The 25,948-nt window shown below is 59.5% G+C and carries 18 protein-coding genes and 3 pseudogenes; 10 read left to right on the plus strand and 11 right to left on the minus strand.

Annotated features, from left to right (window positions below; translation table 11 throughout):
• Window positions 1-7 precede the first annotated feature (7 nt).
• From ACIOVD_RS22265 to ACIOVD_RS22280, 4 genes are read left to right on the plus strand one after another with little or no spacing between them, the layout of a single operon-like run.
• Window positions 8-1,519 carry an LTA synthase family protein gene (locus ACIOVD_RS22265; RefSeq protein ID WP_401130258.1) on the plus strand — a complete coding sequence of 504 codons (1,512 nt, stop codon included), beginning with the start codon at window positions 8-10 and terminating at the stop codon, window positions 1,517-1,519.
• 4 nt (window positions 1,520-1,523) lie between these two features.
• Window positions 1,524-2,102 (plus strand): GNAT family N-acetyltransferase, encoded by a 579-nt coding sequence (locus tag ACIOVD_RS22270; RefSeq protein WP_401130224.1) that lies wholly within the window; start codon window positions 1,524-1,526, stop codon window positions 2,100-2,102.
• Window positions 2,099-4,225: a capsular polysaccharide biosynthesis protein gene (locus ACIOVD_RS22275; protein ID WP_401130226.1), complete on the plus strand. Its 2,127-nt coding sequence runs from the start codon at window positions 2,099-2,101 to the stop codon at window positions 4,223-4,225. The genes ACIOVD_RS22270 and ACIOVD_RS22275 overlap by 4 nt, the downstream gene beginning before the upstream one ends.
• Window positions 4,226-4,228: 3 nt before the next feature.
• Window positions 4,229-5,272, plus strand: coding sequence for a phytanoyl-CoA dioxygenase family protein (locus ACIOVD_RS22280; protein WP_095165287.1), 1,044 nt, complete (start codon window positions 4,229-4,231; stop codon window positions 5,270-5,272).
• A 298-nt stretch (window positions 5,273-5,570) separates the two neighbouring features.
• Here ACIOVD_RS22280 and ACIOVD_RS22285 read toward each other — a convergent pair whose 3' ends face one another.
• Together ACIOVD_RS22285 and ACIOVD_RS22290 are read right to left on the minus strand one after the other, a co-directional pair.
• A complete protein-coding gene (locus tag ACIOVD_RS22285; RefSeq protein WP_401130228.1) occupies window positions 5,571-6,923 on the minus strand; it encodes an aminotransferase class I/II-fold pyridoxal phosphate-dependent enzyme in 1,353 nt (450 codons plus the stop codon).
• A 22-nt stretch (window positions 6,924-6,945) separates the two neighbouring features.
• Window positions 6,946-14,469: a type I polyketide synthase gene (locus tag ACIOVD_RS22290; RefSeq protein WP_401130230.1), complete on the minus strand. Its 7,524-nt coding sequence runs from the start codon at window positions 14,467-14,469 to the stop codon at window positions 6,946-6,948.
• 421 nt (window positions 14,470-14,890) lie between these two features.
• Here ACIOVD_RS22290 and ACIOVD_RS22295 point away from each other — a divergent pair, with 421 nt between their 5' ends.
• From ACIOVD_RS22295 to ACIOVD_RS22305, 3 genes are all read left to right on the plus strand, one after another.
• Window positions 14,891-15,379 carry a hypothetical protein gene (locus ACIOVD_RS22295; protein ID WP_401130232.1) on the plus strand — a complete coding sequence of 163 codons (489 nt, stop codon included), beginning with the start codon at window positions 14,891-14,893 and terminating at the stop codon, window positions 15,377-15,379.
• 141 nt (window positions 15,380-15,520) lie between these two features.
• Window positions 15,521-15,919: a hypothetical protein gene (locus tag ACIOVD_RS22300; RefSeq protein ID WP_401130234.1), complete on the plus strand. Its 399-nt coding sequence runs from the start codon at window positions 15,521-15,523 to the stop codon at window positions 15,917-15,919.
• Window positions 15,903-16,661, plus strand: a complete 759-nt coding sequence (locus tag ACIOVD_RS22305; RefSeq protein WP_401130260.1) for a right-handed parallel beta-helix repeat-containing protein — start codon at window positions 15,903-15,905, stop codon at window positions 16,659-16,661. The genes ACIOVD_RS22300 and ACIOVD_RS22305 overlap by 17 nt, the downstream gene beginning before the upstream one ends.
• Before the next feature lie 287 nt (window positions 16,662-16,948).
• Here the strand turns inward: ACIOVD_RS22305 and tnpC are convergent, their stop codons facing one another.
• The 4 genes and pseudogenes from tnpC to ACIOVD_RS22325 form a co-directional block, all read right to left on the minus strand.
• Complete coding sequence (tnpC, locus tag ACIOVD_RS22310; RefSeq protein ID WP_401130236.1) at window positions 16,949-18,502, minus strand: IS66 family transposase; 1,554 nt, start codon at window positions 18,500-18,502, stop codon at window positions 16,949-16,951.
• A gap of 18 nt (window positions 18,503-18,520) precedes the next feature.
• Window positions 18,521-18,880 (minus strand): IS66 family insertion sequence element accessory protein TnpB, encoded by a 360-nt coding sequence (gene tnpB / locus ACIOVD_RS22315; RefSeq protein ID WP_401130238.1) that lies wholly within the window; start codon window positions 18,878-18,880, stop codon window positions 18,521-18,523.
• 44 nt (window positions 18,881-18,924) lie between these two features.
• Window positions 18,925-19,086: a hypothetical protein gene (locus ACIOVD_RS22320; protein WP_401130264.1), complete on the minus strand. Its 162-nt coding sequence runs from the start codon at window positions 19,084-19,086 to the stop codon at window positions 18,925-18,927.
• Window positions 19,087-19,449: 363 nt separating this feature from the next.
• A pseudogene (locus ACIOVD_RS22325) lies at window positions 19,450-19,959 on the minus strand (glycoside hydrolase family 104 protein).
• 213 nt (window positions 19,960-20,172) lie between these two features.
• Here ACIOVD_RS22325 and ACIOVD_RS22330 point away from each other — a divergent pair.
• Window positions 20,173-21,243, plus strand: coding sequence for a glycosyltransferase family 61 protein (locus tag ACIOVD_RS22330; RefSeq protein ID WP_401130240.1), 1,071 nt, complete (start codon window positions 20,173-20,175; stop codon window positions 21,241-21,243).
• A 475-nt stretch (window positions 21,244-21,718) separates the two neighbouring features.
• Here the strand turns inward: ACIOVD_RS22330 and ACIOVD_RS22335 are convergent, their stop codons facing one another.
• Window positions 21,719-22,858 (minus strand): right-handed parallel beta-helix repeat-containing protein, encoded by a 1,140-nt coding sequence (locus ACIOVD_RS22335; protein WP_401130242.1) that lies wholly within the window; start codon window positions 22,856-22,858, stop codon window positions 21,719-21,721.
• Between the two features lie 107 nt (window positions 22,859-22,965).
• Between ACIOVD_RS22335 and ACIOVD_RS22340 the strand changes: the two are divergent.
• Window positions 22,966-23,295, plus strand: a pseudogene (locus ACIOVD_RS22340) (SOS response-associated peptidase family protein); the annotation flags it as partial.
• Window position 23,296: 1 nt separating this feature from the next.
• On the opposite strand, the gene ACIOVD_RS22345 reads toward ACIOVD_RS22340, so the two are convergent.
• Window positions 23,297-23,803, minus strand: coding sequence for a DUF2514 family protein (locus ACIOVD_RS22345; protein WP_401130262.1), 507 nt, complete (start codon window positions 23,801-23,803; stop codon window positions 23,297-23,299).
• Between the two features lie 5 nt (window positions 23,804-23,808).
• Complete coding sequence (locus ACIOVD_RS22350) at window positions 23,809-24,234, minus strand: cell wall hydrolase (protein ID WP_401130244.1); 426 nt, start codon at window positions 24,232-24,234, stop codon at window positions 23,809-23,811.
• A 218-nt stretch (window positions 24,235-24,452) separates the two neighbouring features.
• On the opposite strand from ACIOVD_RS22350, the gene ACIOVD_RS22355 reads away from it, so the two are divergent.
• Window positions 24,453-25,187: a hypothetical protein gene (locus tag ACIOVD_RS22355; RefSeq protein WP_401130246.1), complete on the plus strand. Its 735-nt coding sequence runs from the start codon at window positions 24,453-24,455 to the stop codon at window positions 25,185-25,187.
• A gap of 66 nt (window positions 25,188-25,253) precedes the next feature.
• Here the strand turns inward: ACIOVD_RS22355 and ACIOVD_RS22360 are convergent, their stop codons facing one another.
• Window positions 25,254-25,787, minus strand: a complete 534-nt coding sequence (locus tag ACIOVD_RS22360; RefSeq protein WP_401130248.1) for a DUF2280 domain-containing protein — start codon at window positions 25,785-25,787, stop codon at window positions 25,254-25,256.
• A gap of 49 nt (window positions 25,788-25,836) precedes the next feature.
• Window positions 25,837-25,948: pseudogene (locus ACIOVD_RS22365) on the minus strand (UTP--glucose-1-phosphate uridylyltransferase); the annotation flags it as partial.

Here is a 25,948-nt window from a genome sequence, read left to right on the forward strand (position 1 = left end):
ATTGTCCATCCTCCAGGCTGCGGTGATCGGCCTGCTCCTCACCGTACTCATCGAACGCTTGCTGGTCCCGCGCCCGAACCTGCGCCGCCCGCTGAACAACTGGTGGTTGCACGCCGGCTTGTGGTGCGTGTGCCTGGCCGTGCTCTACGCACTGACCGCTCGCCCGCTGTTCAGTGCGATCAACGTACTGCTGTTGTGGCTGTTGATCGTGATGGTCAGCAACGCCAAATACCACTCCCTGCGCGAGCCGTTCGTGTGCGCCGACTTCGAGTATTTCAGCGATGCCGTGCGCTTCCCGCGGCTGTACCTGCCGTTCTTCGGTTTCGGCAAGGCGGCGCTGCTGGCGGTCGGTTTCCTGGTGTACCTGTGGGCCGGATTGACCTTCGAGCCCGAAGTTGCGGGTGGCCGCAACAGCGCACTGTGGCTTGGCCTGGCCGGGTTGCTCCTGTTGCGTCTCGGCCACCGCCGCCGCACTACACCGACCTTCGACGCCGAAGCCGATGTGCAGCGCTGGGGCCTGGCAGGCAGCCTATGGGGTTACTTCTGGGCCGCCCGTGCCACAGTCGATCCAACCACCCTGGGTTCGCCATTCAGCAAAGCCCCCTCGCCTATACCGCCGGCCGCCCTGCCCGATCTGGTATCGGTGCAGAGTGAATCTTTTTTTGACGTACGCGACCTGTGGCCCGGGGTGAAAACCCAGGTGCTCAGCGAATACGACCGCCTTGCCGCGCAAGCACTGGCGCGGGGCAAGCTGCAAGTGGCCGCCTGGGGCGCCAATACCGTGCGCACCGAATTTGCCTACCTGACCGGCATTCCCGGCGACCGCCTCGGCGTGCACCGCTTCAACCCGTATCGGGTGCTGGCCCGCCAAGGCCTGCCGAGTATTGCCACGCACCTCAAGGCGCAGGGCTATCGCACCATCTGCGTGCACCCCTACGACGGCAGTTTCTATGGCCGCAACCAAGTGCTGCCCGCCCTGGGCTTCGACGAATTCATCGATGTGCGCGCCTTCAACGATTCGCAAAAGGCCGGGCCGTTCATTGGCGATTGCGCAGTGGCCGAGAAGATCCGTGAACTGCTCGATGACCCGACTCGTACCCAGCCCCTGTTCATCCACGCAGTGACCATGGAAAACCACGGACCGCTGCACCTGGAAACCGTCGACGCCAGCGAACTGCCGAACTGGTTCGACCGTCCGCTGCTGACCGGCATGGACGACCTCGCGCCCTACCTGCGGCACATCAGCAACGCCGACCGCATGCTCGGGCAACTGCGCACCACCTTGCTCGAACAGCCGCGCGAGGCGTTGCTGTGTTTCTTTGGCGACCACGTACCGATCCTGCCCAACGTCTACCAGGCCGTAGGCGCGCCAGTGGGCGACACCGACTACCTGATCTGGTCCAACCGTCACCAGCCCGGTGCCAGCCCCTGTCCGATCCGCGTCGAGGCGCTGTCCAGCCAACTGCTCGCCTGCGCCCATCCAGCGCGCACGCCGACAGTTGCGGCGCAGGTACTCTGAGGTCGTGGCCAAGATCATGCTGGGCAGCGACCTGACACCTGAGGCGCTGGCGGATCCGCAACTGGCGCGCCTGGTCACGGGCGGGCGCGGCTCCCTGGCATTCCTGATCGGTGACAACGCCTGCCGCGAGCGGTTGCTCGGCCCCAGCATTCATTGGGACCGCGTGCTGCTGGCCTTTGAAGACGGCGTCGCGGTGGGTTATGTCGCGTTCAAGCATCACCGCCGCGGCCCCTTCGGGCTGCGCCCGCAACCCTTTGTCCGTGAGTTCGGCTGGCTGATGGGCTGGCTGCGGTTTGGCGGATTCTGCTTGAGCGAACTGCGCGAGTGGCGCTATCCATTCCTGTTGTACGGCCTGCGCGTGAGCAAGACGGCGCGCAACCACGGCGTCGGCTCGGCGCTGGTCCAGGCCTGCTGCCAACAGGCGGCGGCCAGTGGTTTTCAGGAGGTGTTCCTGGAAGTGCCGCTGGACAACGATCGGGCCCGCGCGCTCTACCTGCATAACGGTTTCCGCCTGCTGCGCAAGCGCTGGGTGCCCTGGCCGCCGGTGCGCAGCATGCAGCGGCGCCTGGAGGCAATCCATTGAACGGCCTCGAATCGCCACCGATCAATCTCACGCCGCTAGTGGAAGGCCCGGGCTGGGTCGGCATCATGCAGCAGTGGGTGGCCTGGAACGTCCTGCACCTGCCGCAGTTTCTTGGGCCAGAGGGCTCGCCCTTCTGGTTGTGGCGCCGTGGGCGGCACGCGCCCAAAGGCCTGAAGGCGATTGCCGGGATCGGCTACAAGGACTCCTCGGCCCAGGCGCGAGTGCTGTGCAAGCGCTGGGGCCTGCCCTACATCGCCATCGAGGACGGCTTCCTGCGCTCCTCATCGCTGGGCATCGAGGGCGACACGCCGATGTCGCTGGTGGTCGACCCGGTGGGCATCCACTACCTGGCCGACCGCCCTTCGCTGCTGGAAAACATCCTCCAGGACCCCGCCAGCCTGACCGCGGGCGAACTGGACAGCGCGCGCCAGTTGATCGCCCTGATGCGCAGCAGCGGCATCGGCAAGTACAACAATGCCCCGGACCTCGACCCCAATGACCCCTTGGGCCGCGAGCGTCCATTGGTGTTGGTGGTGGACCAGACTGCCGGCGACTATTCGATCCCCGGTGGCGGTTTGTGCGAGGCCGACTATGTGCGCATGCTCGACGCAGCCATCGCGGAAAACCCCGACGCCGAGGTGCGCGTGCGCATTCATCCGGATTGCGTCGGCGGCCAAAAACCCAGCTGCCTGTTGGCTGCCGCCACCGAGCGTGGCGTCACTCTGGAAGCGCGCCCGGTGTCCTGGGCCTCGTTGGCCCGGCGTGCCCGGCGGGTCTACATCGGTACCAGCCAGGCAGGATTGGAAGCCTTGATCCAGGGTGTGCCGGTGACCTGCTTCGGCCTGCCGTTCTATGCCGGCTGGGGCCTGACCGACGACCGCATGCCGATTGCCCGGCGTCAGGCGCAACCGGACTTGGTGCAACTGGTGGCCGCGGCCTATGTGCGCTACTGCCGCTACGTCGACCCGTTGACCAGCCAGCCCACCGACGCCCTGACCGTGGCCCATCAACTGGCGCGCCAGAAGGCCCGGGACAGCGAGTTTGCCGGGGACTTCACAGTATTGGGGGTCAAGCGTCACAAACAGCACAACGTCCGACGCTTTTTCAGCAGCCGCTGGGGCCACCTGGAGTTCACCGAAGACCGCCCGGCACTGGTCGCGGAAGTCGCGGCCAAAGGCGGCAAGTTGCTGGTTTGGGCGGCGCGTGAGCCGGCCGATCTCAAGGCTCGCGCCAACAGCCATGGGGTCGCTCTGTGGCGAATTGAAGACGGTTTTCTGCGCTCCAACGGGCTCGGCGCACTGAATGCACCCGCCCTGTCACTGGTGCTCGACCGCAGCGGCATGCACTTCGATGCCAGCGCCAGCAGCGACCTGGAGTCGCTGCTCGAGCACGGGGAGTTCGCTGCGGCCACGCTGGCCGAGGCGGCGCGTCTGCGCGAGCGGATCGTGACCTTGGGGGCCAGCAAGTTCAACCTCAAGAGTGACCTGGCCGCTCAGGTCGGCGCGCGTCCCGGCCAGCGTCGGATCCTGGTGCCCGGCCAAGTGGTGGACGATGCCTCGCTGCGCTGCAGTGGCGGCCCCTTGCACGACAACTTCGAGCTACTGAAACAAGTTCGGCTTAGCGCTCCCGATGCCTGGATCGTCTACAAACCGCACCCGGATGTCGAAGCCGGCAAGCGCCATGGCGCGGTGTCGGCCGATCGCCTGCTGGGCCTGGCAGACCAGGTGCTGCCGGGGATCGATATCGCCCGTCTGTATGGGCAGGTCGATGAAGTGCACACCCTCAGTTCCACCGCCGGTTTCGAAGCGTTACTGCGTGGTCTCACGGTAGTCACCTACGGCACCCCGTTTTATGCTGGTTGGGGCCTGACCCGTGACCAGCAGCCTTTGCCGCGCCGCACCCGGCGCCTGACCCTGGACCAGTTGGTAGCCGGCGCCCTGTTGCGCTATGCGCGCTATGCCGACCTCCAGCAAGCTTTGCCCTGCGATGCCTGGCATGCCCTGACATGCCTGTCGACCCCGAGGCCGCCGCGCCTGACGCTCCCTGCGCGTCTGCTGCCGCTGCGCAACTACACCCGGACCATGCTCGGCTGCGACCGTGCAGCGGTCCCACTCAAGGATTAGACCATGCCTGCATCACTCAAGGATCTCGGCCGCTATGCGGCACTCCCCTGGCATTGCCTGCAATTGCTGACCCACGCCAAATCGTTCGAGAACAACCCAGTACTGGGCAGCGCCCGGCTCAACGCCCTGGGCTTGCACGTACAGCGCCGACAGTTGGCTATGGGCATGGCCGCGATGCGTCGCCGGGCCCTGGCACCACGGCTGGACAGTGCAGAACTGGCGAGTTTCGAGGAGCAGGGGTTTTTCGTGCGCGAGAACGCCCTGCCCGCCGAGCAGTTTGCGGCCTTGCGCGCCGAACTGGGCGACCTGCGCAGTACTGGCTGGGAAATGCGCCAAGGCAAGGCGGTGACCCGGCGGGTCAGCCTCGACCAGGACGTGCTGGCGAAAAACCCGGCCAGCGCCGCCTTTGTCGCCGACCGTAGCGTGCGCGACCTGATTGCGTATGCCTCGTCGAACACCGGCGGGATCACCTATCAATTGCAGTCAATCGTGATCGATGGCGTGAACGCCGAGCAGGACCCGCAAACCCGCCTGCACGCCGACACCTTCCACCCAACGGCCAAGGCCTGGCTGTTTCTCGATGACGTGGCCGACGATCAAGGGCCGTTCAGTTACGTACCCGGCTCCCATCGCCTGACGCCAGAGCGCCTGGCCTGGGAGTATCGCCAAAGCCTCGGTGCGGCACGCTCCCACGAGCAGATGCACCGCGAGGGCTCGTTCCGTATTCATGAACACGAATTGGCCGAACTGGGTTTGCCGGCACCTCGACGCTTCTCGGTCCCGGCCAACACCCTGGTGGTGGCCGACACCTCGGGCTTCCACGCCCGCTGCCCGAGCTTGCGCCCTAGCCATCGCGTGGAAATCTACGCCAGCCTGCGCCGCAACCCATTCATCCCCTGGCGCGGCGCCCACCTGTTCGCCCTGCCCTGGATCGCCAACCACCACATGCGCTGGGACATCCGCCTCAAGCGCATGATGGGCTTCGACAAACGCAGCCACTGGCGCTTCATCGAACAGCTCAACGCCTACGAAAAGCCGTACATCTGAGACAGCGGTTTACAAGGCTTGCCCGCGGCGCTCTCCAGACCATCGCGAGCAAGCCGCAAGCGGGCGCTCGCTCCCACAGTGATTTTGGCTGTTCACAGATTCTGTATACACCACATCAAACCTGTGGGAGCGGGCTTGCTCGCGATGGCGGTGTGTCAGGCAACATCGATTTTGACTGTGCTGGCCTCATCGCGGGCAAGCCCGCTCCCACAGTGGTTCTGGGTGTTCGAAAATTTTGCATACACCCACCAGACCTGTGGGAGCGGGCTTGCCCGCGATGGCGGTGTGCCGCCTGGGCTCAACCAATCTTGGCCAACTCTTCGGCGACTATGGCCACGGTCTGGGTGATTTGCTCTTCCGTGTGCTCACACGAGACAAAGAAGCGCACCCGTGCGACGTGCTCGGGAACTGCCGGGTAAAGGATCGGCTGGGCATTGATGCCGCGGTCGAACAAGGCGCTGGACAACCGTCCGGCCTTGAATGAACTGCCGGTGATCACCGGGATCACGGCCAGGCCGCTGCTGGTGGCGGTGTTCAGGCCGGCGGCCTTGGCCAGGCGCAGGAACAGCTCACCTCGCGCCTGCACCGTCCGCACCCGCTCACCGTCGTTGGCCAGGCAACGCAACGCCGCCAGTGCCGAGGCCGTCACCGAAGGCGGCATGCCGACGCTGTAGAGGAAACCCGGGGCGAGGAATTTCAGGTGCTCGACCAGCGCCGTGCTGCCGGCAATATAGCCACCGCAACTGGCGAGGGTCTTGCTCAGCGTGCCCATCCAGATATCGACGTCATCACCGGCCAGCTCGAAGTGCTCGCGAATACCTTTGCCAGTCGCCCCCATCACGCCCAGCGAATGCGCCTCATCGACCATCAGGAAGATTTTGTGCTTGCGCTTGAGTTCGACGAAACGCGGCAGGTCCGGGTAGTCGCCGTCCATGCTGTAGATGCCTTCGACCACCACCAGTACCCGCTCGAAGTGCTGACGCTGCTCACCGAGGATCCGGTCCAGGGCCTGCCAGTCGTTGTGGGCGAAGCTCAGGCGTCGCGCACCGGACAACTGGATGCCTTGCAGGACACTGTTGTGGATCAGCTCGTCGTGCAGCACCAGGTCACGGGGGCCGAACAGATGGCCGATGGTAGTGACGTTGGTGGCATGCCCACTGACGAACACAATGGCGTCGTCGACCTCATACAGATTGGCCAACTCACGCTCCAGCTCGCGGTGCAGCGGACGATCACCGGACACCAGCCGGCTGGCCGACACCGAGGTGCCGTAACGGTCGATGGCGGCCTTGGCCGCTTCGGCCACCGCAGGGTGACCGGAGTAGCCGAGGTAGTTGTAGCTGGCGAAGTTGACGTATTCGCGGGCACCAATGCGGGTCTCGGCGCCTGCCAGGCCTTCGTGCAAACGAAAGAACGGGCTGCTCAGGCCCAGGCGCGCCGCGCCCTGTTGCATCACGCGCAACTGCTGATAACCGGGGTGCTGGTCGAAGCGATAAAACGCTTCCGGGACCTTCAGCGCCGCCTGTTGCGCCTGCTCCAGGGTGGCACCGCCGGCCGCGTCGCCCGCCTCGCTGCGACGGCGCTCCAGCGCTTGCTGGATCAACCGTTGCTTGATTCCGACACTCAGGCCGGTGGGCGTTTTTGCAGTCATCGCACTATCACTCAATCAAACATCACTCAATCAGACGGTTAGGTGCCGCAGCGCTGTCAGCCAGTTCGGCGTTCAGCTCGGCCATTTGCTCGCGGCTCAATTCACTGCCGTGGCGGGCCAATACGTTTTCCGCCAGGGCTGCAGGCGCCGCAGTTTCATTGGCCCCCGCTTCACCACGCAGCAGGTCAAGGATGCGCACGCTGAGCTTATCGATGCTGGAACTCTCGCTGAGTTCCATCACCGGCAGGCGAATGCCGAAGCGTTCTTCCAGCGCCACCACCAACTCGACACTCATCAGCGAGTCCAGGCCCAGCTCCTGCAGCGGACGCTGGGTATCCAGGCGCGCGGCCGGCAAGCGCAGAATCTCGCAGACTTCGTGCTTGAGCAGTTCGACGAAACGCTCCAGCAGTTGCTCGTCATCAAGCTCGGCGAGCATGCGTTGGATGTCCTCGGCGTCGTTCTCATCGTCCTGGTCACCGCCATGGGCACGAACCAGCTCGACGAAACGTGGGGTCGCAGCGCTCGGCAGGAAGCGCGACAGGGCTTTCCATTCCAGCTCCAGTACGCCAATCCCGTCGTCACCCTTGAGCAGCATCTGCTCCAAGTGTGCCAGCGCCACTTCGGCGCGCAGCGCGGCGCCACCCATGCGGCTTTGCAGTGCGTCCTTGATTTGCTCGTTGCGCGCCAGGAAACCAACGTCGTCGATCGCACCCCAGAGCACCGCGGTGGCGGCCAGGCCGTGACCTCGACGATGCCGAGCCAACGCTTCGAGCCAATAGTTGGCAGCCACGTAGTTGGCCTGGCCCGGGTTGCCGAACAGCGTGGTGGCCGAGGAGAACATCACGAAGAAGTCCAACGGCAACTCGCGGGTCAGCTCATGCAGGTATTGCGCACCCTTGGCCTTGGGCTCCAGCACGCGCTGCAGTTGTTCGGCATCCAGGTTGCGAATCAGACTGTCGTCGATCACTGTCGCTGCATGCACCAGGCCACGCAATGGATACGGGCTAGCGGCAATGCGTTCGAACACGCCGCGCACTTGCATCACATCGGTGATGTCGCAGGCCAGCGCCTGTACGTCGATGCCCTGCGCTTGCCAGGCCGCCAGGCACGGCTGCGCCTCGACACTGGCCGGGCCACGACGACCGAGCAGCACCAGGTGCCGCGCGCCCTTGTCCACCAGCCACTGCGCGGTGCGCAGGCCGAAGCCGCCCAGGCCGCCCGTGACCAGGTAGGTCGCCTCGGCACTGAGTTGCAACGACTGCACCGGCTGTTCGCGGGTTTCCACCAGGCGTTCGATCGGGTTGCCATAGGTCACCACGATCTTGCCGATCTGCCGCGCCTGCTGCATGTAGCGGAAGGCCTCGGTCACGTGGTTGGCGTCGAACTCGCGGAACGGCAGCGGGTGCAGGATGCCCTGCTCGAACAGCCCCATCATTTGCCCGAACAGGCGCCGGGTCAGGTCTGGACGCTCACTCATCAACTGGTCGGCGTCGATGCCGAAGTAGCTGATGTTGTTGCGGAACGGACGCAGGCCGATGCGGGTGTTCTGGTAGAAGTCGCGCTTGCCCAGTTCAAGGAAGCGGCCGAACGGCTTGAGCACCTGGAAGTTGCGGTTGATCGCTTCGCCAGCCAGGGAGTTGAGCACCACGTCGACGCCACGCCCATCGGTCAGGGCCAGCACTTCGTCGGCATAAGCCAGGGAGCGCGAATCAAAGACCTTGTCGACGCCCAGCAGACGCAGGAAGTCGCGCTTCTCGTCGCTGCCGGCGGTGGCATAGATCTCGGCACCACACCACTTGGCGATCTGGATCGCGGCAATCCCGACACCACCAGCGGCGCCGTGGATCAGCACCTTCTCGCCCGGTTCCAGGCGCGCCAGATGATGCAGCGCGTAGTACACGGTGAAGAAGGTACTTGGAATCGTCGCCGCGGCCTCGAAGGACATGCCTTCGGGGATGCGAGCCACCGCGTTGGCGTTGGTCACCAGGCGGTTGGCGAAACTACGCGGGCCAAAACCCACCACGCGATCGCCCGGGGCGAAATCGCCGAACACGGCAGACCCTTTGCCGTGGACCACACCGGAAAATTCAAAGCCCATGGTCGGACCGGAGAAGCCATTTTCGATGGCCTCGTCGGACAGCAGGCCGAGGGCAAACATCACGTCACGGAAGTTCAGACCGGTGGCGCGTACTTCGATGTCCAGCTCGTCCGCCGCCGGCGCGGTCAGCTCACGGGCTTCCCAGCGCAGGTTGCGCAATTGCCCCGGCAGGTCGAAGCCCAGGCTGATGCGCGTGTTGCCGTCAGCGCTGGCACCGTTTTGTTCGTGCAGGACGCGCAAGCGCGGCACATAACGCTGGCCGGCGGCGCTGATCGCCACTTCGGTCTCGGCGTCGGCGTGCAACATGGCCGCGACCAGGCTGGCGACAGGCGCGGCGAAAGCCAGGTCGAGTAGACGGATCCGGCAACCGGCAGACTCGTTCGCCAGGGTTCGACCGAAGCCCCAGACCGCCGCATCGGCAATCGCATCGACATCGCTGCCTTGCTCGGCAGCGTACAGGTGACCAGCCGCGCCACGGGTCAGCAGCCAGCACTGTGGCGCGATATTCAGCGACTCGCAGGCCTGGACCAGCGCCGCCGCCAGCATGCAGCGCGCGCCCTGGCCATCGAGCCCTTGGCTGCTGTCAAAACCGGCCAGGTGCAACACGTGCTCTGGCGCTTGATCCAGCGCGCCGAGTTGTTGTGCCAGGGCCTGGGCATCGCCAGGCTGCAACAGACTGACCTGCTGGCCTTGCTCACGCAGGGCCTGGGCCAGTTGCTCGGCAGCCGCCTGCCCGGATTCGGCCAGCAACGCCCAGCGTTGCACGGTGACCTCCGGTGAAGCGGCCGCTGCATTCACGCCATGAGCGGCCAACAGCAGATAACTGCCGCAGGCATTGCCCGGCAGTGCTTCCAGGGTGTGGCTGACGCTCAGGCCGTGACGCTGCAACTCATGCAGCCAGAACTGCGGCCGCTGTTGACGCGACAACGCCTGCTCAGGGCCTGCCAGCCACCAGTCGGCCTGGGCGCCAAACACGAAGTCGGCCCAGCGCGACGGGTGTTGCGCCAGCACGGCCAACTGCCCGTGCGGGTTGAGGTGACTGGCTGCCTGGCGCAGCGCTTCGCCAATGTTGTCCAGGGCCGCCAGATCGGTCGGCAACAGCACCCAGTCGTAACCAGAGGCGCTGCTCAGTTGTGCAAAATCAATGACCTGCAGTGCCGGGCAATCATCGCCGAGCATCTGCACCAGTTCTGGTTCCGCTACGCAGTAGTTGTAGTCGACGCGATCAAAATCGATCCCGGCGTACAGCGATTCGGCGAAGGATGGCCCACCAAAACCAAACTCCAGCACCCGCAGGCGTTGCCCGGCCGGCAACGCGGCGAGACGCTGAGCCAGGGTTTCGCGCAGGCCGGCGAGCAGACGCTGCTGACCTGCGGCACCCAGCACCAGGCGCGACAGATTGGCGCCACTGGTTTCCCGTGGCAGCAACTGCTCCAGGGTTTGGCGTGCGTCAAGCAGGGACAGCAGGTGGCGACCGATCCGTCCTACCGAATGGATGATCTGGAAGTGCTCCGGATAGCTCTGGAACAGCTCTTGCCAGATCGCCTCGGAAGTTGGACGCTCGCCCACATCGGCGACACACCAGTTGCCGTCGGCATCGCAATTCAAGCTGCCGTCTTCCAGGCCCTGGCGCAGCAAGGTCGCCAGGTAATCGCTTGGCACACCGTCCTGTTGCGACCACAGCGCAACCTGCTCGGCGCTCAAGCGGCCGCCGGCTTGCTCGATCAGGTCCTGCACAAAACTCGCGCACAGGGCATCGAGCAACGGCTCGACTTCATTCAAATAACGCTGCTGCACCGGCTCATCGGCCAAGCCCTGCAGGTGTTCTACCAACGGCGTGGCGCTGCTGGCTGCACGCAGCACGGGCACTGCCTGACCTGGCGCGGCCAGGCCAACATGGGCCAGGCGCTTGATGTCATGGGAGCGGTCGCGTTGCAGGCGCACGCCACGGAAACGTGCGTCCTTGATGAACAGCACCGCTGCGCCGGTCGCGTCGTACAGGGTGAAATCCACCAGCAACGAATGCTCGGTACGCTTGAGCTGGCGCACTTGGGCCAGGCACGGCACGCCGCCGGCCTTGGCAAACGCGACGCGCCCGAGCTTGACCGGGATGAACGCCAGGCCCTTGTTGCTGCCCGGCTGGCCGACCAGCAATTCGGTGATCAGTTGAAACGCGCCGTCGAGCAACGCCGGGTGCAGGTGCAGGGTCGCCAGCTCCTGGCTGATGGTCTCGGGAACGCTCAGTTGCGCCAGGATGTGGGCCGGTTCGACCCACACCGCCGCCACGGCCTGATAAGCCGGGCCATAGTTCAGGCCCACCGCACGGGTCAGCGCCAAATGCTGTTCGCCGGTGAAGTCGGCCGGGCGTTGCGGCAGTTCCGGTGCACGCGTGCCGAGCAAGACGCCACGGGCTTCGCCGGGCAGACGCGCGACCACGTGCTGGACCCACTCTTCCCGCTGCGCCAGGCTGCGCGAGGTGATCCGCAAGGTGCCGTCGGCTTCCTCGATGTTGACGCGGATCTTCTTGCTGCCTTCGTTGCCGAGCAACAGCGGGTTGTGAATCTCCAACTCTTCGATGTCGACGAACTCGCCCGGCTGGTGCAGCAAGGCCACCGCCAGCGCCAGCTCGGTGAAACCGGCGCCGGGGAACAGCACCGCTTCACCGACCTTGTGGTCAGCCAGGGTCGGGAACAGCTGCGTGTCGAGTCGGTTTTCCCAGGTCAGGGCACGATCGGCCAGTGGGTAGCCGAGCAATGGGTGCACACGTTCGCGCGCCAGCACGCCGAACGACTCGGCGCTGACCGGCAGTTGAAAACGTTCGCGCTGCCAGGCGTAGTTGGGCAGGCGCAGGTTGCTGCCGGCCACCGGGAATTGTTGCTGCCAATCCGGCTCTGCGCCAGCAATCAACAGCCGCGCCATGCAACGCTCAAGCAGTGCTGGACTGTCGTCCTTGCGCAACAAGGTGGCGACCACCTGACCGGGCAGCTCGCGCTGGGTCAGGGCATCGCTGACGTAAGAGCGCAGGATCGGGTGCGGACCCACCTCGACGAACAGGTTGAAGCCCTGCCCCACCAACTCGTCCATCGCCCCCTGGAACAGCACCGGGAAGCGAATGTTCTGCCACCAATAACGGCTGTCCAGACGTTGACCATCGAGCTCGCCGCCGACCACCGTGGAATAGAACGGAATCTGCGCACTGCGTGGACGGATGTGCGCCAGATCGGCAATTACTTGCTGCTCGATCGGGTTCATCGCCGGGGAGTGGAAGGCGTAGTCCAGGTCCAACAGGCGGACAAACACCTGGCGTTCGGTCAGGGCCTGTTCGAGTTCGCTGAGGGCATCGACAGGGCCGGCCACCGTAGCGCCTCGCGCACTGTTTTCGCCGGCCAGGACCACCCGATCGTCCAGCCCCAGTTCCACCAGCAACATCGCCGTGGCCTCGCCACTGAGACCAACGGCAGCCATTTTCCCGGTGCCGCGGGTCGTTCCCTGCAAACGGCTGCGATGGAAAATAACCTGGGTCGCGTCTTCCAGGCTCAGCGCGCCACTGGCCCAGGCCGCGGCGACTTCACCCACGCTGTGCCCGATCACCGCTGCCGGATGGAAACCCTGGGCTGCCAGTGCGCGCGTGACCGCCACTTGCAGGGCGAACAAGGCCGGCTGGGCGATCTCGGTGCGCGCATAACGCCCCTCACCGTTTTCGCCCAGCAGTTCGGCGCGCAACGAATAGCCGGCCAGCGGCTGGAACAGCGCATCGACTTCAGCCACCGCGGTTTCGAACACCGGCTGGCCGAGCATCGCCCGGCCCATGCCTTGCCATTGCGACCCATTGCCGGAGTACACGAACACCGGGCCCTGGGCTTTGTCCAGCGCCTGGCCCACCTCAAGCACCGAGCTCAGCTCGCTGAGGCTCGGGTCCTGGGCATAGTCGGCCAGCGCCTGAGCAGCCTCGGCCGGGTCGGCAGCGATCAACAGCAAACGATGGGGATGGGCATCGCGCCGGAACATGGCCTGGTAGGCGACATCATAATAATTGCCCTGCGGGTGGGCGGCCAGGTACTCGGCAAAACCCTCGGCTGTGGCGCGCAGGCCTTCGGCATCCTTGGCGCTGAGCAGCAGCGGCACACGCCGGGTGTTGCCCGCCGTGGTGGACGCCGGCAGCGGCTCGGCACTTTGCAGGATCACGTGCGCGTTGGCGCCACCAAAACCGAACGAGTTGATGCCGACAGTCAGTTGCCCTTCAGCTTTCAGCGCACGGCTTTCGGTGACTACCTGCAAGTTCAGGTCGGCAAACGGGATATTCGGGTTGAGTTCTTCAATGCCGATGGTGGCCGGCACTTCCCGTTCGATCAGGCAGTTGAGGGCCTTCATCAGGCCGGCAACGCCGGAGGCTGCCTCGAGGTGACCGAGGTTGCTCTTGATCGAACCGATCGGCAACGGGTTGCCGGCCTTCCGGGCCTGGCCCAGGGCCTCACCGATGGCGCGGGTCTCAATCGGATCACCGACAGCCGTGCCAGTGCCATGGGCTTCCAGGTAGTCGAGCTGCGACGGATCGATCCCGGCCTTGGCATAGGTGCGTTTGAGCAGCGCCGCCTGCGCATCGGCACTCGGCAGGGTCAGGCTCGACTTGCGACCATCGGTGTTGACCGCACTGGCGGCGACCACCGCCAGAATCGGATTGCCATCGGCCAGGGCCTGATCGTAATCCTTGAGCAGGAACAGACCACCGCCCTCGGAACGCGCATAACCGTCGCCGCGTTCATCGAACGCCTGGCAACGCCCGGTGCGCGAGAGCATCGAGGCCTTGGCGAAAATCATGAAGCCGAAGGGGTGCATGTGCAGGCTGATACCGCCCGTCACTGCCTGGTCGATATCACCGCTGATGATCGCCTGGCAGGCCTGGTGAAAGGCCACCAGGGACGACGAGCAGGCGGTATCGATGGCCATGCTCGGCCCGCGCAGGTCATAGAAGAAGGACAGGCGGTTGGCGGCAATGCTCATGGTATTGCCGGTGGCAGTGGCCGCATCAATCGAGGCCAGGTCTTCGACCAGGCGATAGGCCTGCTCGACGCCAGCAATGCCCAGGTACACCCCGCAGTTGCTACCACGCAGGCTCGACGGCTTGACCCCGGCGTTCTCGAAGGTTTCCCAGCACATCTCCAGCAACATCCGCTGCTGAGGGTCCATCACGGCTGCTTCACGGGGCGAAATATTGAAGAAGCCCGCGTCAAACGCACTGATGTCGCCCAAAGATCCGGCGGCGAAGGTGTAGCTGGTGGCAGGATTGGCCTTGTCCGGGTGCAGGAACTCGGCATGGTCCCAGCGCGAGGCATCGACCTGGGTCACCAGGTCCTGCCCCGTCATCAGGTTCTGCCAGAAACTGCTGGTTGTGGACCCAGGGAAACGAAAAGAACAACCAACAATTGCTACCTGTCTACGCTTTGTCAAAACCCATTCCTTTAAAACGCTACCGGACACCGTCCCATCCTGCGGACAGCCGCATGCCTGGCCGATATATTTTTTGGCAAGTCGCTAAACGTCACCTGAGGAGAATCTTTTTTATCTGGAGGTTGCCTTGCATAGCACGCTGGGGCGCAAGGCTGATGACCTGACGGTTACACACAGGAAATCTTCAGACATATTTGTGGGAATAATACGCGGTCTCGACGGCCAGGGAAAACCCTAAGCGACGGTTGCTTGATTAAATGTTCGAATCGGTTCACATCAGCAAAAGCCCGCAAGAGGCCGGGCTATATACTGTCGATAGGCCAGCTCCCCGCTGACGCCCACGCTTTTGCCTCGCCAGCCCACGCCCCGCCTGCCACCAGATTTGGCTACTATTCAAAAGACACTACGGGAGGCAATCGACATGACAAAGGCAGATGAACTGGCCGCAAAACTGAAGCACCGCCTGCAAGGCTCCGATGAGACAGAAATCAGCACCGATACCGCAATCGATCATTGGCCGACCCAGGTCAACGACCTGTACCTGCAGATTGAAACCTGGCTGGCCCCCTTGAGCGAAGCCGGTCTCGGCATCCGCCGCAATTCCACCCATGTGTACGAGCGTCACCCAAGCGGCGCTACGTACAACTACGCCGTCGATCAACTACTGCTCGAAGCCCTTTATCGAACCATTACCTTCGACCCGATCGCCCGCTTCAGCCCCAAAGCAGAGGGGCTGATCGAGATTCATCTAACCAGTAAAAATTACCGCATCCTGCGTAGCACGGACGAACACGGCGAGTCGCAATGGCACCTGCAGAAAGTTCCACCGCTGGGGCAGGCTGCCATGGCTGCGGTGGCGTGGAATGAGGAGAATTTGATGTGGATTGTTGAGGAGGGGTTGGGGCTATAACGAGAGCACAATTATTATCAGTTCAGAGATGGGTAGTGAAACCTCTCTAAAATACTTCCCCGAACTCCAGACCAACCGACGAATTTCCGCCTACAACCGTGATCCCATTTCCGACACACAAAGTCAATCTCAGAGAATTTTATGACACTCAACAAAACCAAGCTAAATAGAATACTAGTCATGTGGCTACCACTAACACTCGCCGCAAGCTTTTGGCCACTCCCTTCGAACGCCAAAGAAAACCAAAAATGTCAACTTCCACACTCAGGAAATCTAGCTGGCAATGTGACGCTAGAGCCGAGTTGCACTTATTTCGAAACAATGACCATTAACACCTCCAACACAAACATTGACTGCAAAGGAGCGACCCTTGATGGTCGCCATACTGAAAAAACAGGCATCCTGATTAGCAGCAAAGGCAATCACCTGACCAACGTCAACATCAAGAACTGCACTGTTACCAACTTCACTCAAATGGGAATCCTAGTCACATCAGAGATTCCAAATTTCCAAAGATCCAAAGATCCAAAGATCCAATGACCGCGCAAAAAACTACGCAGACACACCAAGCAACATAACACTGGACAACATGCATGTTCTATCCAACGACGGAGTCGGAGTGTACTTTCACAGCTACGTAAGCAACTCCACCCTTAAAAACTCTAGGATCGCAGGTTCAAAAGCCGAAGGAATCTATCTTGATCAAAGCTCAAGATATAACACCATATTAAATAACATCATAGAAAAAAACGGCGAACTAAACGGCCCCAACAGCGGTCAACGAGTCGGTTTAGCAATTGACTCCTCAGCCAACAACCTGATCAAAAACAACAAATTTCTAGCCAACTTAGCCGGCGGTGTATTCCTCTACAAAAACTGCGGCGAAAATTTTAGCAAGGGAATGTCTGTAATACGATGGCAACACAGCAATGAAAACCAGATCACCAATAACTACTTTATAGATGAGAAGGTAGGAATTTGGATTGCCTCGCGCCAAAGCTCAAATTTGGAAAAAAAAGATTGTGGAGACACGCCAATTGATACAGAGGGGAAACACTATCAAGACTTCGCGGACTACAACACCGTCGAGAGCAACACGTTTTGCAGAAACAAAACCTATATAAGAATAGAAGGAAACTACAATACAATAACAAACAACCACTCAGACATAATCTCAAAAAAGTGGATATTCCAACCAACCTCCATGAAAGAACGAATCACTGGAATCCCTACTATCGGCAATAAAATATCCAATAACGACTATCAGCCGTGCAACAAATAGCCACCAGCTATACCCACAACAAAACCACCAGAAGCAACACCCCTAAGCTAAACTTTTTCATAAAAATTAATACATCACGCGTGAGATGATAAAAAAATCGTAAGCGATCCATCATCCACACCTTCAAAGCGGCTATCTGAATCCTGATGCTGTGCTCCCGAACTCTTTCAGGAGCCAGCACGTTATGATGCGTCCCGACGCCAAAGTCGAAAAAGTCTACCTCTACCCCAAGCCCGTGGATTGTATGCGATCCATAAACCCCACCTACCCCAAGGTGAGGTAACGGTTTACCGTGGCATCTCTGGCGAGCAGTTCCACGACAGCAAAGCCTCATAGTCTTCCACTGACGAGGCATGCGGCAGTCGTTCCAGTACATGGCGCAGCCACGTATAGGGCTCCTGGCCGTTGGCCTTGGCGGTCTCGACCAGGCTGTAGATCTGAGCACTGGCCGTGGCGCCCTTGGGCGTGTCGCTGAACAACCAAGCCTTGCGTCCAATCACAAACGGCTTGATCGCGCGTTCGGCGGCGTTGTTGTCGATGGGTAAAAAACCGGCCTCCACGTAGCGCTCCAGCCGGCTCCAGTTGTTCGCCAGATAATGCACCGCCTTGCCCAAAGCACTTTGCGCCGTGACCTGAGACTGGGTTTTATCCAGCCAGTTTTTCAGTTGGGCCAGGATCGGCAGGCTCTTTTCCTGACGACCCATAAAGCGTTGTTCATCGCCAGCATCCTTGAGTTCACGCTCGATGCCGTACAGCGTGTTGATCATCGTCAGCGCGATATCGGCCCGGCCCGTTTTACCCTTGGGCTGGACTTTTTGCGCGTCCACAAACTTGCGTCGCGCATGGGCCATACACGCCAACCGTTCAACGCCCGGTTGCAACGCCAGAGCGTTATAACCCGCGTAATCGTCGGTCATCACGTAGCCGCGATAACTGTCCAGCAGGCGCAACGGCACCTCCTGCGCACGGCTGGAGGTGTAGTCGAACAACACCACTTTTCGATCGGGCGGGCCGCTGGCCTGCACCCACATCCAGGACTGAATGCTCGGATCGCGATCCGGCTCTTTCAACACCTGGACGCGAGTTTCATCGCAGTGAATCACCGGACTTTCCAGCAAGCGGTCGCGCATCAGGTTCAACTGTGGCTGGAAGTGGTCGCTGCACTGGATGACCCAGCGCGCCAGCGTCTGGCGCGGGATCTCTATACCGTGTCGGCCCAGTACCGTCTCAAAGCGATGCAACGGCAAGCCGTCGACATACTTGGTGGTCAGCAACATCGCCAACACGCTGGGACTGGCCAGGCTCTTTTCGATCAATTGGGCGGGTTTGTCAGCGGTCACCGGCGCCGACTCACAACCGCGGCAGCCATAGACTTTGCGGATGTGTCTGATGACCCGGATCTGCATCGGCACAATGTCGAACTGTTCGCTGGTTTCTTCGCCGATCGCGTGTTTGCGGCAACCGCAGACGCAGGTCAGTTCGTGTTCGGGCAGTTCATGGATGACTTCGATACGCGGCAGATCAGTCGATAACGGCTTGCGTTTGCCACGGCGCACGGTCGCTGCAACCACTTCCTCTTCGCCATCATCGGCGGCCAGCATCGGGTCGCTTTCGGGTTCGTTGAACAATGCCAGTTGCGGGCTGTTGGGCTCGCCGGTTTGTTCGGACTTGCGCCCGAACAAGCGGTCGCGCAGCAACTTGATTTGTTCTTTCAGATCGACAATGTGACCTTCATGGGCTTGCAGCACTTCGGCCGTTTTAGCCTGACGAGCCAGAGCATCAAGCAACAACTGCTTGAGCAAAACAGGATCATCAGGAAGGTCGTCGGGCAGGGAAATCATGGCCCGGATTATACCGGGTCAAGCCACGAAGCGTGGTGTCAAAACCTGATGCGGGCGGTTGCGCCAGAGGTCAAAGCCGTCGAGCAGCCAGTTCAGTTCCTGGACGGACAATACGATGGCTTCGTCGCAAGCATCGGGCGAAGTTTTGAAACGCTCAGACTCCAGCCGCTTGAGCCACAGGCAAAAGCCGTTGCGCTCCCAATAAAGGATTTTCGCTCGATTACGGGAGCGATTCAGAAAAACAAAAAGCACGGGATCGAACACGGCGACCTTGATGTCCAGTTCGACCAGGGCGGCAAGACCGTCGATGGACTTTCGGAAATCCACGGGCTTGGGGTAGAGGTAGACTTTTTCGACTTTGGCGTCGGGACGCATCATGACGTGCTGGCTCCTGAAAGAGTTCGGGAGCACAGCATCAGGATTCAGATAGCCGCTTTGAAGGTGTGGATGATGGATCGCTTACACACATCGGGCGCACGGCATGGAACCAGCACCGGCACCTCCACCCGCACAGTGCGCACCTCTGGCTCTTGAGTCGAGCACCCCGCCAGCAACACCACCAACCCCATCAGCAGCAACCTCATAACCCCAACTCCTGATCGATGATTGACGCGGCTGCCTGGGCCGGATCACCGCCAGTCCGCTCCCGCAGCAATTGATTGGCTGCGGCGTAGTCTGGCTGGGCCTCCTGACTCGCCTTCTCCCGCGCCAGGGCGGCATTCCGCTCCCGCAACTTACCGGCCTGCACCAGCTCGCCAAGCTTCCTGCCCTGCTCGCCCGCGAACGCTTCCAGGTTGTCGCGGGCGGCCTTCGTGCCGCCAGGTCGTTATTGGCCGCATCGATCAGAGGCCGGTAATGGCGCGCAGCAAGCCACACCCCACCACCTGCGCCGAGGACCAGCAACAGGATCACCGCCAGCCCCAGGCCGATCAGCTTATCCAGGGGAGTCACGACATCACCCCGCCCGCCAGCCGGTACTGCTTCAGCAGGTCATCCAGGCGGTGTTCTCGCTGCCCGTATCCCGCCGCGGGCAGGCTGGCCCAGATGTTCCGGCACTTCTTGATGGCGGTTTCGATCCGGCCGGCGTGAACGCCAGCCAGCGCCCGACATTCGCGGATGTGCTGCAGGGCCAGCAGGTCCTGGCTGATCGGGCTGAAGTCAGGCAGCTTGAGCAGCACCCGATAATGCGACTAGTCCTTGAGCATCTGCTGATACCGGCCGGAGGCGTTCGAGGTCAGCCCCTTGCTATTGATGACCTTGGACTTGCGACCCTTGGCGAAGGGATGATCGCTGAAGCCCTTGAACACCTCGGGCTTCCTGTCGATGCCAGTGACGATCACGTCGTAGCCATCCATGGCCGTGACTGGGTGATTGCTGGTGCCTTCTGCCCAAGCCAGCATGTCGAGGAAGGCAAGCGCATTGCGGCTCCCTGCCCTGCTCTCTGAAAGTCTTGCCATTGTTTTTCTCCAGGCGAAAAAAAAGCCCGCACTCGGCGGGCTATCAAATTTATGGCACAAAAAACCGCTCAGGACCGCGTGATTGTCGCGGGGTTTTACCCGGCAGCTCTTTGTTAGATTGATCCGGGCGTATATGCTACGCGCAGGAAGAACACCACTTCGACTTTATTGGTCGAAAATCAACAATATGGAAAATGGATTTAGGGATTTTCAATGCTATTAACAGGGAAAAATGTAAGCCTGAAGCACGCGGCCGAAGCGTCAGGTGGGAAATGGCACTCGGTTGATCTGCCACATGTGAGCTACGACTGGATCAAGCGTGAACCACGACATTTCGAGTTCGGCGTTGCTGAGCTTAACAACGTCATCGTCAATCATGCTTGGCAGATATTCTTGCCGAAACACGACCTCTGCGTTCTTGACGAAGGATATGTGAACGCCCTGAAGTGGTTCCCGATGCCGCACACCATGGAGGGCGATCGGTTTACCGCCCATATCGACAAGCCACTCATAGAAGTGTCAGCGCCTACGATCCTGGTAGGCGGCCAAAATAACCATTGGCACATGATGATGAACTGGCTACCCAGGATCATGCTCTTTGAAAAGGTGTTCGGCACAGCTTCGCGCTATTGGCTCGCGATGCACCACCGCCCCCACCCTTCGCAGATTGAGTTCATGCGGCTGCTCAAGATCAATACAGACAAAAGCATTGTCTATAACGAGCCCTATTATACGAACTCAAAAGGGCTGCTTTTCTTTAAAAAGCTGTATGTCCCAACTTTCTTTTCCAATCACACGCTCAATAAAAGCGTGATTGATTGGTGGCGCACGGAAGTCTCGGCGAAGATAAATAAATCAGGAAGCCCGCTGTATCACGGCGGTATTTACGCCAGCCGCCAGAACGAGACGAGAGTTCGACGCCGAATCAGCAACAGCTCGGAGCTGGAGAAAGTGCTTTCAAAGAAAGGCATATCCCCCATTTACTGTGACGACATGTCGCTACAGGGTCAGGCCAGAGCCTTCAGCGAGGCTCCTGTGATTGTCGGAGGGCACGGCGCCCAATTGGCAAACCTCGCTTTTGCCAAGCCAGGAACGAAAGTTATCCTGTTCGAGTACAAAGACATCAGCGAATACGAGGCGCTGGCCGAGATGGCTGGGCTTGAGTGTCACAAGATCATAACCCCGCAAATTGATGGGGAAGAAGGGCAAGAAGCGTCCGAGCCGAGGCTGCGCGACTTCATGGTGGATGTCCCTGCAGTTGAGGAAATACTGTCTTCGATTTAATTGAAATCACGACACCGCCTCCTTAGTATTATAAATGCCCGCGAATAGCGGGCGATCTAATTTCGGTTTGGCGTTGCAGTCGGGCGTAGTTCAGCCCAGGGGCGCCACAACCAGCGCCAGATCTACAGCCGGGTTTAGTAGCGCCAAGTTCAGCAACCAGTAGTCCCATGCAAGCGGAAACGTCTACAGCCCACTAAACACAAGGCTTCGCGCTTAGTGCTCATTGCAACGATGCCCAACAGTGCGCAACCGTAATTCACAAAATCACTTGGAAAGTCACTGAGCCTTTTTAGCCCCCTCTCCGGCGTCCTGCTGATCGCAATGCTCCTCCTACAGCGCGTCACGCTGGGCTGATCAGCCGCTGGTATCCGTGACGACCTCAGCGGCGGTGTGTTGGCTGGCTTCTTCGATAAAGTCTTCGAACTGCGATCGCAATTTTAAAGCCAGGTATTCAGTCAATTTTTCGGCCAGTCAGCTATATTTCGCACTTTTCAAAACTGTTGTTGGTGATTCTATTTCCTATTGTGGGGATGCCGGTTAGGCGTGTTTTCATAGATGTCGGCTCGACAATCCACCTACCATTATTATCGGATCGATTGTTTGTGATTGTATTATTGTCACCCTCCACCTTTATGTAGGTTTTGTTTCGGCAGAATTTATTACCAACGATGGTATTATTGTTGGCGAAATCTTGGTAGTACTTACCTTCTGCATCTAGCGGTTTATCCCCGCAATCTTTTCTTTGAAGATTTGAACTTTGTCGCGAAGCAATCCAGACTCCTACTTTTTCGCCATCAAACACATTATTTTTTATTGTGTTTTCATCACTGTGCTGCCATCGAATAACAGACATTCCTTTGCTGAAATTTTCACCGCAGTTTTTGTATAAAAATACACCACCCCCAAAATTCTCGATGAATTTATTGTTTTCAACCAGATTTTTGGCGGAGGAATCAATCGCCAGCCCTACCCTTTGGCCACTATTGGGGCCGTCGAGTTCACCATTGTTTTTTATTGTATTGTTAAGTATTCGATTCCCCCTAGAGCTTTGATCAAGGTATATACCTTCTGCTTTAGATTTTTCGATTCTTGAATTTTTCAAGGTAGAGTTGGACACATAACTGTGAAAATAAACACCGGCGCCATCACTGGACAAAACATTTAAATTATCTAGCGTTACGTTAGTCGGCGTTTCATTGTAGTTTTTTTCGTGATCGTTAGATCTTTTGTAGTTAGGAATTTCGGACGTCACCAAGACACCTGTCTGGGAAAAATTCGTTACCGTGCAGTTTTTAACGCTGACATTTTTCAGAGAGCGCCCTTCACTACTTATAAGAATTCCTATTTTTGTTGAGTGCTTCCCATCCAGAGTTGCGCCTTTGCAGTCGATACTGGTATTAGACTCACTTATAGTTATACCTTGGAGGTAAGTGCAGTTCGAGTGTAACTCTATGGCACCACTTAATCTTCCGGAGTTTGGCAACTGGCAGTCTCCAACCTCTTTCGCACTCGCTGGCTGATACCATAGGGCACACATCAACGACAAGGGGGCCATGAAAAACATTGAATCTTTAATCTTTAATCTTTTTGGGGCTAGCACGGTACTCACTTCCATAAATGTTTGATTAAGTGACGGAGTCGAGTAGTGGACTACAACTCATGACAAAAATTCAGGATACCAACCGCTTGAGGGGTAAAAAGCCGACCCAGCTCGCCATCTTTCACCTAATCCACCGTCGAGACCGGTTGCCAACCCGATGTGCCGTGATCGGCCAGTATCCGAATGCCGAGCATGAGCCCACCGAACATGACGACTGCGTCATCTTCACCGAAAGCGCCGGCGGCATGGTGGACATCCACGACCGCCGACCAATGATGCTATCGCCTGATCTGGCTCTCGAATGGATCGACCCGGCCGCGCCAAAGGAGCGTGCCGAACAGATGGTGATGCTCCAGGGCGAGCCCACCGAGGCGTTCGAATGGTTCAAGGTCGACGTCGCAGTGGGAAACGCACGGAGCGAGGGGCCTAACCTGATCGCCCCGCGACCCTGACCTATTCCCCAAGGCCGTCATATACCCGCTCGCAGGTCACTCCGCGACTCCGGCTTTGATCAGCATCTGCCGCCAGGTCGCTCGCTCTCTCATCAGCGCGCTTGAACACGTCGGCAAGCACCAGGGCTGCGCGGGTAGCTGCCTGGCTTGCGGCAGCAGTACAGGAATTACCGCTGGCTTGACTGGCTGCGAGTCGTTCGGCAATGGCGTCGACTGTCCCGCGCAGGCTGTTAGCAGAAGCGCGAGCAGCGGCAGCATCAGTCGTGGCTTGATCGATCGTGCGTTGACCATCTTGTACCGCCTTGTTGATTAACTGTTGGTAGACCTGCTCTCGCGCCCGGATGGAAGCCTCGTTTTCGGCCTTGGCTTGGGCGTCTCGGGTGTCGCGCTCATTCCACTGCGACTGCCATGTCGCGTTAGCGACACTCTGCCCATGGTGATAGGCGCCGAACAGCGCTCCGGCTACCAGCAGCACCGCAGCTATATAAGGAAGGATCCGCACCCACATCTTCTTCACGGAACATCCGTGAAGAAGATGTGGTGCCCGAGGCGCAGCGCTTCTTTGGCGCCCTTCGCCCAGACGGGTGGCTTGGGCATGGTGATCGCGTAGTAGTGCGTAGCGGCGCAGGCTGGATCTTTCGCTTGTCCCGACATCACCATGTCAGCAGCCTTCTGCGCCCGGGAGAACTGCCCGGCCGGAATCGCCTTCGCACCGCTGAGGTAGGCATAGTTCGGATCGTTCTTGTTCCAGCAACTGAACTGCCAGGACTTGCGGCACACCCCGGCATAGCTCTCTCCCCACCAGGACTGAGCTCGCCCATCCTTAACCCGATTGCGGATCGTCCAGGCCACGGCGATCTGGCCGGCCAGACCTTCACCGCGAGCCCCTCCGCACAAGGTGCGCGCAAGGATGACGCGATCCTTATCAGCGTCAGTCATATTTTTCTCCAGGAACGAAAACGCTGGAATTCTTGAGCGCGTGCAGCAACTGCTGTCTGGTAATTCTGGTCATTGCTTCTCCAAGTAAGTATGCTTCCACGCAATTGGCCTGATGCGGCTTGCGCTCGCTGAGTGCTACCGTGCAAGTAGGTCGTGTTTTTTGTAACTCGATTCAATAAATTATATATACCAAAACACTTAAAAAGCAGGATCGTTAGATGTTAGAAGACGTTTGCAGCGACCTTGAATACGATCAAGTTGTAGAAAAATATCAGATAAATATTCTCGGCGAGAACGTTGTCTATATAAAAAGAAGCACGCCTTCAAAAACTCTTTTGATCGCAATGGCAACATTAAAGAATAACGGCGTGTACGCTGGGCTACTTAGCTACTACCGACATTTTCCGGGTGACGTTATATGTGTAACAGATCCAACCAATAGCTATTACTTGAGGGAAGACGGCGGCTCCCACATGAAGGAAGTTATTGCCAAGGCAATAGAAGGCTACGCCCCAGAGAACGTGGTGTTTTTCGGCGCCTCCATGTCTGGATATGCAGCAATTGATATGGCGCTTCACTTCAATGCAAATGCCATCACTAACAACCCACAATTAAACTTCGATGTTAGCAGACCCCATGCTTGGAACGAGTTGCGAGGCATTTTCGATGCTATACCCAGCAAGCATAACATCGATGATCTTCCGTACCAGTTAAGGGATTCTGTGATATGCGCATTCATTGGAGAGCATCCAATGGACATTGCAAACCGCGACACCCTTCTTTCCATGTGCGGAAAAATAAAAGGTGTCGGTCTAATATTGGCAAATATCTTTGACAAAGAACATAAGTACTACATTGAAGGCATAAAGGGATTCACGGTTATGGTCGACGCCATTCTGACTCAGCGTGCCATGACTGGAAGAATTCAAGCGAAGTATATGACTCCAGCCTAGATGCGTCGATGAGGCTGCGCCTAATTATATGGTGCAGCCCTGATCACGCGCGAGAACCCTACCTGGTTAGGTGATGACGTAGTACGCCTTCAAGGCGATAACAAGGTCAGCAAGCTGCAGCCGGCCAAGTTCTGCTTTCAACAAAGAGTCGTTGAAGGTATATAGATCGCCGAGCTTCGAGTTCAGAAGTGCGGCACCTGGGTGATAACCAACCTCGAGATACGAAGTCGGGGCAAACGCCGCAGGAGTAGACTTCAGCACCGCGGTAAAAGTAGTCACCTGATTTACAGAAACCGACAGCACACGGGTTTCGTTGTTGAAGTCGATCACCACGACATTCCAGCCAGTAAGCGCGCCTGGGGCGGGCGCGATGGCACCGGAAGTGGTCGGCGCCAACGACGTGAATTTGTCCGCATTTGTTGTAGGCGAAGCATAAGCCTGCCCGTAATAACGAAGAGCGGCGGTGATATAGGTAACCGACTCGACTACTTGGGATGGCGTGTCAAAGCAAGCCAGCGCCTGCACGATCGACTTCCCGGCATCAGAATGATGCGCAGGATGGCAAGCGTTGGCGGGATTTACCCCCGAGCTGACGCACATAAAAAAGCCACCCGGAGGTGGCTTTCAATCAAGACAAGCAAAGACGCTATCAGTACGCCTTGCCCTTCTTGTAGAAGTGCTCGAAGCAGAAGTTGGTGGCTTCGATGTAGCCTTCGGCGCCGCCGCAGTCAAAACGGGTGCCCTTGAACTTGTAGGCAATC

Source organism: Pseudomonas sp. NPDC087626 (assembly GCF_044743405.1).
Classification (GTDB): domain Bacteria; phylum Pseudomonadota; class Gammaproteobacteria; order Pseudomonadales; family Pseudomonadaceae; genus Aquipseudomonas.

Excerpts from the sequence above, each read along its gene's own strand:
- ACIOVD_RS22280 (WP_095165287.1), top strand. The coding sequence starts at position 4,229 with ATGCCTGCATCACTCAAGGATCTCGGCCGCTATGCGGCACTCCCCTGG.
- ACIOVD_RS22330 (WP_401130240.1), top strand. The coding sequence starts at position 20,173 with ATGCTATTAACAGGGAAAAATGTAAGCCTGAAGCACGCGGCCGAAGCG.
- ACIOVD_RS22335 (WP_401130242.1), bottom strand. The coding sequence starts at position 22,858 with ATGGAAGTGAGTACCGTGCTAGCCCCAAAAAGATTAAAGATTAAAGAT.
- tnpC (WP_401130236.1), bottom strand. The coding sequence starts at position 18,502 with ATGATTTCCCTGCCCGACGACCTTCCTGATGATCCTGTTTTGCTCAAG.
- ACIOVD_RS22300 (WP_401130234.1), top strand. The coding sequence starts at position 15,521 with ATGACACTCAACAAAACCAAGCTAAATAGAATACTAGTCATGTGGCTA.
- ACIOVD_RS22345 (WP_401130262.1), bottom strand. The coding sequence starts at position 23,803 with ATGTGGGTGCGGATCCTTCCTTATATAGCTGCGGTGCTGCTGGTAGCC.
- ACIOVD_RS22285 (WP_401130228.1), bottom strand. The coding sequence starts at position 6,923 with ATGACTGCAAAAACGCCCACCGGCCTGAGTGTCGGAATCAAGCAACGG.
- tnpB (WP_401130238.1), bottom strand. The coding sequence starts at position 18,880 with ATGATGCGTCCCGACGCCAAAGTCGAAAAAGTCTACCTCTACCCCAAG.
- ACIOVD_RS22295 (WP_401130232.1), top strand. The coding sequence starts at position 14,891 with ATGACAAAGGCAGATGAACTGGCCGCAAAACTGAAGCACCGCCTGCAA.
- ACIOVD_RS22355 (WP_401130246.1), top strand. The coding sequence starts at position 24,453 with ATGTTAGAAGACGTTTGCAGCGACCTTGAATACGATCAAGTTGTAGAA.
- ACIOVD_RS22350 (WP_401130244.1), bottom strand. The coding sequence starts at position 24,234 with ATGACTGACGCTGATAAGGATCGCGTCATCCTTGCGCGCACCTTGTGC.
- ACIOVD_RS22360 (WP_401130248.1), bottom strand. The coding sequence starts at position 25,787 with ATGTGCGTCAGCTCGGGGGTAAATCCCGCCAACGCTTGCCATCCTGCG.
- ACIOVD_RS22320 (WP_401130264.1), bottom strand. The coding sequence starts at position 19,086 with ATGAGGTTGCTGCTGATGGGGTTGGTGGTGTTGCTGGCGGGGTGCTCG.